The organism is Micromonospora sp. LOL_014 (assembly GCF_048060245.1).
In the GTDB taxonomy this organism is placed as follows: Bacteria; Actinomycetota; Actinomycetes; order Mycobacteriales; family Micromonosporaceae; genus Micromonospora_E.
Window position 1 is genome coordinate 222515 of record NZ_JBHMIP010000006.1, and the last position, 6741, is coordinate 229255.

The window sequence follows — 6741 nt, forward strand, 5'->3', positions numbered from 1 at the left end:
GGCAGCCGGATCCGGCGTGGCCGGGGCGGGTACGCCCCCGGCGACACGCCGGAACTTTCGACTGCCAACCCTTTGCAAGTTGCATCGAAAACTACGACCATCTGTGATGGACCTAACGCACTGCCTGTGCGATGAGCACGGTCAGTGGTCCCGGTGTCCGGGGGGATGCCGCATCGACCAGCACGTTTGCCGGCTCCTAGGTGCCCGGCACCGCGAGGGGGAACATGAGCGTGGAAGAGTTACCCATCGGTCGACGGGTCGCCTACTGGCGTGGCCGACGCAAAATGTCCCAACAGGTGTTCGCCGACCGGCTCGGCAAATCCAAGAGTTGGGTGGACAAGGTCGAACGGGGGGTGCGCCGACTGGACAAGTTCTCGGTAATCCACGAGATCGCCGACGTGCTACAGCTCGACGCGCAACTGCTGCTCGGCAAGGACCCGGAGCGGCGGCCGGAGAGCGTCACCTGCATAGACCAGGTGGAGGTGGAGGAGATTCGAGCCGCACTGGAACGCTACGACTCGATCAGTACGTTCTTCCGACCCACGAACAGCCTGCCGCCGCTCGCCGAGATGCACAAGGCGACCAACCACGCCTGGCTGACCTTCCAGCACGCCAAGTACGGGGTGCTGGCCCGGGCCCTGCCCCGGCTGCTGCGTGACGCGCAGGCCGCCGACGCCCACTACACCGGTGACGACGATGCGCAGCAGGCGGCGAGTCTGCTCGGCCAGCTCTACCAGATTGCCTCGTCCACGCTGCGCAAGCTCGGTGAGCACGATCTCGCCTGGCTGGCCGCCGACCGTTCGATCGCGGTGTCGCACCGGGCCGGCGACCGGCTGCTGACCGGGGTGGCGACCTGCCGGGTCGGCAACGCGCTCCTGGCCCTCGGCCGGTCCCGTGCAGCCCTCGAGGTAAACGTGAACATCGCCAACCGACTCGCCCCGGCGGACAGCCGCAGCAGCACCCCGGAGCAGCTGTCCGTCTACGGCCTGCTGCTGCTGCAGGGTGCGATGGCCGCTGCCCGGCTCGGCGACAGCGCAACTGTCCGGGAACTGGTCAACGGTGCCGACGATGCGGCCCGGGCGCTCGGCGAGAACCGCAACCACTACTGGACCTGCTTCGGCCCGACCAACGTGCAACTGCACCGGGCTGCGGCCGCCGTGGAGCTCGGCGAGGGACGGGCGGCGGTCGAGACCCACCGGGTGGTCATGGAGGATCCGGGCTTCAGCGCCCTGCTGCCCGAACGGCGGGCGCACCACCTGCTCGACATCGCCCGCGGCTACGCCCAGTTCGGCGAGCTGGAGAAGGCCACCGAGATGCTGCTGGAGGGCGACCGGCTCGCCCCGGCGGAGATCCGTTGCCGACCGGTGGCCCATGCCGTCATGTCCGACGTGCTGCGCCGTACCCGGGGTACGCCGTCGGCGCCAGTCGCCGAACTCGCCGAACAGATGGGGGTCGGCGTGTGACCCGTCACCTCGCAACAGCCACGTACCCATCGATGGAGAGGTGAGGGTGTGACCCCGGCCGGTGCCCGGATTCTTTACGTGATCGCTTGCGGCAGCCCAGCCTCCCGCCACGTCGGGAGGCTGGTCACGCTCGCCCGACAACGCGGCTGGTCGGTCTGCGTGGTGGTGACCCCGGACGGACGCAAGTTCGTCGACCTGCCGGCGCTGGCCGCACAGACCGGTCACCCGGTCCGGGTCGACTACAAGAACCCCGGCGACCCGGACGTACTACCCCCCGCCGACGCGATGATCGTTGCACCGGCCACCGCCAACACGATCAACAAGTGGGCCGCCGGGATCACCGACACCCTCGCCCTCGGACTGGTCGTCGAAGCACAGGGCAAAGGCCTGCCGATCGTCACACTGCCCTTCACCAACACCGCGCTCGCCCGGCATCCGGCGTTCCAGGCGAGCGTCGCACGGCTGCGTGGCTGGGGGGTGCGGGTGCTGCTCGGTGACGACGTGCTGCCGTTGCGGCCGCCCGGTGAGGGGGACCAGATCATCGACCGGATCCCCTGGCACCTCACCCTCGATGCGCTCGACGAACAGTTGTCCGCCGGCACCACTGACGGCTGACCGGGACGCCGCCGGACCGACGGGGCGCGACGCCCCACAGCCGAACGGACGCCGCCGCGCCTGAACGTCCGGAGCGCGGCGGGTGGATGGGTAAGCTGGGCCGCCGTGGACACAACTGCAGCATCACCGGTACGGGTCGCCGACGTGACCGCCGCCGTCGAGCGGCGCTACCCGACGGCCTGGGCTGAGCAGTGGGACCGCGTCGGCCTGGTCCTCGGCGAACCGGATGCCCCGGTACGGCACGTGTGGTGCGTCGTCGACTGCGTACCGGAAACCGTCGCCGAGGCGGTCGACGCCGGAGCCGACATGATCATCGCTCACCATCCGCTGCTGCTGCGCGGCGTCTCCTCGGTCGCCCCCACCACGTACAAGGGGCGGATCGTCCACGACCTGATCCGGGCCGGCGTCGCGCTGTACGTCGCACACACCAACGTCGACGTGGCCCGCCCCGGGGTCTCCGACGCACTCGCCGACCGGCTCGGCCTGACCAACCTGCGGCCCCTGGCGCCGGCGGCACCCGGCAGCCCTGCCGCCGCCGTCGCCGGCCAGGGCGCCGGCCGGATCGGCACGCTGCGCCAGCCGCTCACCCTCGCCGCACTCACCCGGCACGCCGCGGAGGTGCTGCCGGCCACCGCCTGGGGGGTGCGGGCCGCCGGCGACCCGGGACGCCTCGTCACCACGGTGGCGGTCTGCGGCGGTGCCGGCGACGCCTACCTGGCCGCCGCGACCGCCGCCGGAGTCGACGCCTTTCTGACCGCCGACCTGCGCCACCACCCGGTCAGCGAACAGATCGCCAGCGGCGGCCCGACGCTGCTCGACGCCGCCCACTGGGCCACCGAACGCCCCTGGCTGGACGACCTCGCCGCGTACCTCACCGGCGAACTCGGGGTCGACGCCACCGTCTCCGACCTCGACACCGACCCGTGGACGCTGCACACAGCGTCCGCCGGCCGCTCCCGCGTGGCACCCACTGGCTCTACGCCTACGGCGCCCGCCCGCCCTACGCCTACGGCACCCGCCGGCCCTACGCCTACGGCGCCCGCCCGCCCTACGCCTACGGCACCCGCCCGTTCCGCGCCCGCCGCATCCACCCATGAGGAGCCCCATCCGTGAAGGCAGACCCGCAAGCCCAGCGCCGCCTGCTCGACCTGCAGGCGATCGACACCGCGCTCGCCCAACTCGCCCACCGGCGACGGACCCTGCCCGAGCACGCTGAGCTGGACGCCCTGGCGCGGGAACTGTCGGCGTTGGAGGACGAGCGGGTCCGCGCCCAGGTCGCCGTCGACGACCTGGACCGCGACATCGCCCGACTGGAACGCGACGTCGACCAGGTCCGCGCCCGCAAGGACAAGGACCAGGCCCGGCTCACCGCCGGCTCCGGCCCGGCCCGGGAGTTGGAGGCGCTGCAGCACGAACTCGCGTCACTGACCCGCCGGCAGACCGAGCTGGAGGACGCCGAACTGGAGCTGATGGAACAGCGGGAAACCGCCCAAGCCGCACTCGACCAGGTCACCGGACGCATCGACAGCACCCGGCAACGGCGTGCTGAGGTCGAGCAGACCCGGGAACGCAACCTCGCCGAGATCGCCAGCGAGGAACAGTTCAAGACCTCCGCCCGCGCCCCGCTGGCCGGCGACCTCCCAGCCGACCTGGTCGCCCTCTACGACAAGATCCGGGAAAACTCGGGTGGGCTGGCCGCCGCGCTGATGCGCGCCGGCCGCTGCGGCGGCTGCCGACTCGAACTCTCCGCCACCGAACGGGGCCGGATCAAGGCGGCCGACCCGGCCGAGGTCCTCCGCTGCGAGGACTGCCGCCGGATCATGGTGCGCACCGCCGAGTCGGGCCTGTGACGGCCGCCTTGAAGGTCGTCGTCGAAGCCGACGGGGGCGCCCGGGGCAACCCCGGGCCCGCCGGGTACGGGGCGGTGGTGCTCGACGCCGACACCGGCACGGTGCTCGCCGAACGGGGCGAGGCGCTCGGCGTCGCCACCAACAACGTCGCCGAGTACCAGGGGCTGATCGCCGGGCTGCGGGCCGCCGCTGAGATCGGCGCCACCTCGGTCGACGTACGGATGGACTCGAAGCTGGTCGTCGAGCAGATGTGCGGCCGGTGGCAGATCAAGAATCCGGGGCTGCGGCCACTCGCCGCGCAGGCCGCCACACTGGTCCGCGAGTTCGACCTGGTCAGGTTCAGCTGGATCCCCCGGGAGCAGAACAAGCGCGCCGACACCCTGGCCAACCAGGCGATGGACCAGGCCGCCGGCAAACCGGCCAAGGCCGCCAAGGCTCCGCCGGCACCTGCCGCGTCGGCTGCGTCTGCGGCCCCGCCGGCCTCCGTCGGATCGGTCGTCGAGGCCCAGCCGTCGATGTTCGCCATCGCCGGGGCCGGTGACGCCCCGGCCGCCTCCTGGGAGCCGCCGACCACCGCCACCGCCACCCGGCTCATCCTGGTCCGGCACGGCGAGACCGGGCTGAACAAGCAGAGCCGCTACTCCGGGCGCGGCGACGTACCGCTGTCCGAGCAGGGCGCGGCGCAGGCCACCGCCGCCGCCGCCCGGATCGCGGTGATCCGGGCCAAGGTCGACGTCATCGTCTGCTCGCCGCTGTCGCGCTGCGTCGACACGGCACGGTCGATCGCCGCCGAGGTCGGCGACCCGCCGGTACGCGCCGAAGCCGACCTGATCGAGTGCGACTTCGGCGAATGGGAGGGCCGTACCTTCGCTGAGGTACGGGAACGCTGGCCGGCCGAGTTGACCGCCTGGCTGGCCTCCACCGAACTGTCCCCGCCCGGCGGGGAGTCGTTCGCCCAGGTCGCCGGCCGGGTCCGCCGGGTAGTGCGGGAACTGCTCACCGCGTACCGGGGAAAGACCGTGGTGGTGGTCTCGCACGTCTCCCCGCTGAAGATCATGCTGCGTGACGCGCTGGGTGCCGGGGACGCGCTGCTGCACCGGCTCTACCTCGACCCGACCGGCATCTCGGTGATCGACACCTGGCCGGACGGCGGCGTGGCGGTGCGTACCGTCAACGACACCGCCCACCTCGCCGCCATCGCCACCCCCTGACCTCGCTGGGATCGCCACCGTCTGACCCGGGCGGCCGGTGCGCCGCTAGCCTCGCAGGATGGATCTTCCCGCGTTCGCGTTGCTGGTCGGGGCCGGGCTGGCGGCCGGCACCGTCAACGCGGCGGCCGGCGGCGGCTCGTTGATCACCTTCCCGGCGTTGATCGCCGTCGGCCTGCCGCCGGTGTCGGCGAACGTCACCAACGCGATCGCGGTCTGCCCCGGCTACGTGGCCAGCACCGTCGGCAGCCGCGACGACCTGCCGCGCCGACGCGGGCTGTGGCGCCTCGTCCCGACCGCCGTCGCCGGGGCGGTCCTCGGCTGCGTCCTGCTGCTGATCACCCCGCCCCGGGCCTTCGAGCTGATCGTGCCGTTCCTGGTGATCAGCGCGGCGGCGGTGCTCGGCTTCCAGAACCAGCTGCGGCGCCTCGTCGGCGAACCCCGCGACCTGCCAGCCGGGCGCGAACAGATGTCACTGCAGGCGATGACCTTCTTCTGCGCCGCGTACGGCGGCTATTTCGGTGCCGCGCTTGGGGTGATGCTGGTCGCCGGCCTGGCCCTGGTGCTCGACGAGGCGCTCAACGGCGTCGTCGCGCTGAAGAACCTGCTGTCGGCGGCGGTCGGGGTGACCACCGCCGCCGTGTTTGCCATCTTCGGCCCGGTCGACTGGGCCGCGGCGGTGACGGTCGCCCCGGCCACCATCGTCGGCGGCTATGTCGGCGCGCGGGTGGTGCGCAAGCTGCCGCCGACCGTACTGCGCTTCGGCATCGTCGCCTTCGGCGTCGGTATCGGCGTACTGCTGCATGCCCGCGCCCTACGCTGACCCGCTGGCCGATCCTTTGACGATAATGGTCGGATGGCGCGAACGCTGGTGTATCTGGTCCGGCACGGCGAGCAGAACAGCGACGGGACCGGGCCCGACCCTGGCCTGTCAGAGCTGGGCCGGCGCCAGGCACGCCGGCTCGGTCAGCGGTTGCGTGCGGTGCCATTCGACGCCGTCCACCACGGTCCGGCAGCGCGGGCCGCGCAGACCGCCGAGGAGATCGCGGCTCTCCTGCCCGGGGTTGCGGTGCACGAGTGTCGGCTCGCCGCCGACGTGACGCCGGTCCCGGCACCCGGGCGCGCCAACCAGGCGGTGCCGCAGCGGTACGCCGACTTCCTTGACGCGGTCCCGAAGCCGGAGCGCGACCCCGGCGCTATGCACTTGCGGGCGGCCGTGGCCCACTGGGGGTGGGTCGGCGACGTCGACCGGCATGAGCTGGTGGTGACGCACAACTTCGTGATCGGGTGGGCCGTCAGGCACACGTTGGACGCGCCGTTCTGGCGGTGGCTCGGGCTGAACCAGTTCAACTGCGGCTTGACGATCGTGCAGTGGCGCAGCGACGCTCCGCCGACCCTGGTGAGCTTCAACGACATCGGCCACCTGCCGCCGGGCGAGCGGGGCCAGCCACCGGTGGAGTTGCTGACCTGAGCCGCCTGGCTGTGGGGCGTGTGTCGTGCCTTGGATCTAGAAGGACTAGGCCGGTATATCGACCATGGTTCTTCTAGTGCCGTGTCAGGGAACGTTTGCCTCGTGACGCGCCGTGCGGGTGCTGGTCCGGGCGG

The 6741-nt window shown here is 72.0% G+C and carries 7 protein-coding genes; all 7 read left to right on the forward strand.

Annotated features, from left to right (window positions below; translation table 11 throughout):
- Positions 1 to 230 precede the first annotated feature (230 nt).
- The 7 genes from ACFHW1_RS08015 to ACFHW1_RS08045 all read left to right on the forward strand — a co-directional run bounded on the left by ACFHW1_RS08015 (position 231) and on the right by ACFHW1_RS08045 (position 6607).
- Positions 231 to 1463, forward strand: coding sequence for a helix-turn-helix domain-containing protein (locus ACFHW1_RS08015; protein ID WP_416556347.1), 1233 nt, complete (start codon positions 231 to 233; stop codon positions 1461 to 1463).
- 48 nt (positions 1464 to 1511) lie between these two features.
- Positions 1512 to 2078 (forward strand): flavoprotein, encoded by a 567-nt coding sequence (locus ACFHW1_RS08020; protein WP_416556348.1) that lies wholly within the window; start codon positions 1512 to 1514, stop codon positions 2076 to 2078.
- 105 nt (positions 2079 to 2183) lie between these two features.
- Positions 2184 to 3191, forward strand: coding sequence for a Nif3-like dinuclear metal center hexameric protein (locus ACFHW1_RS08025; protein ID WP_416615156.1), 1008 nt, complete (start codon positions 2184 to 2186; stop codon positions 3189 to 3191).
- Entirely contained in the window at positions 3188 to 3928 is a 741-nt protein-coding gene (locus tag ACFHW1_RS08030) for a zinc ribbon domain-containing protein (RefSeq protein ID WP_282231635.1), read from the forward strand. The genes ACFHW1_RS08025 and ACFHW1_RS08030 overlap by 4 nt, the downstream gene beginning before the upstream one ends.
- A complete protein-coding gene (locus tag ACFHW1_RS08035; protein ID WP_416556350.1) occupies positions 3925 to 5139 on the forward strand; it encodes a bifunctional RNase H/acid phosphatase in 1215 nt (404 codons plus the stop codon). Before ACFHW1_RS08030 ends, ACFHW1_RS08035 begins: the two co-directional genes overlap by 4 nt.
- Positions 5140 to 5197: 58 nt before the next feature.
- Positions 5198 to 5959, forward strand: a complete 762-nt coding sequence (locus ACFHW1_RS08040; protein ID WP_416556351.1) for a sulfite exporter TauE/SafE family protein — start codon at positions 5198 to 5200, stop codon at positions 5957 to 5959.
- A gap of 33 nt (positions 5960 to 5992) precedes the next feature.
- Positions 5993 to 6607 carry a histidine phosphatase family protein gene (locus tag ACFHW1_RS08045; protein ID WP_416556352.1) on the forward strand — a complete coding sequence of 205 codons (615 nt, stop codon included), beginning with the start codon at positions 5993 to 5995 and terminating at the stop codon, positions 6605 to 6607.
- Positions 6608 to 6741: the final 134 nt, after the last annotated feature.

What these genes read in the sequence shown, in the direction of transcription:
- ACFHW1_RS08040 (WP_416556351.1), top strand. Translation starts at nt 5,198, where the DNA reads ATGGATCTTCCCGCGTTCGCGTTGCTGGTCGGGGCCGGGCTGGCGGCC.
- ACFHW1_RS08045 (WP_416556352.1), top strand. Translation starts at nt 5,993, where the DNA reads ATGGCGCGAACGCTGGTGTATCTGGTCCGGCACGGCGAGCAGAACAGC.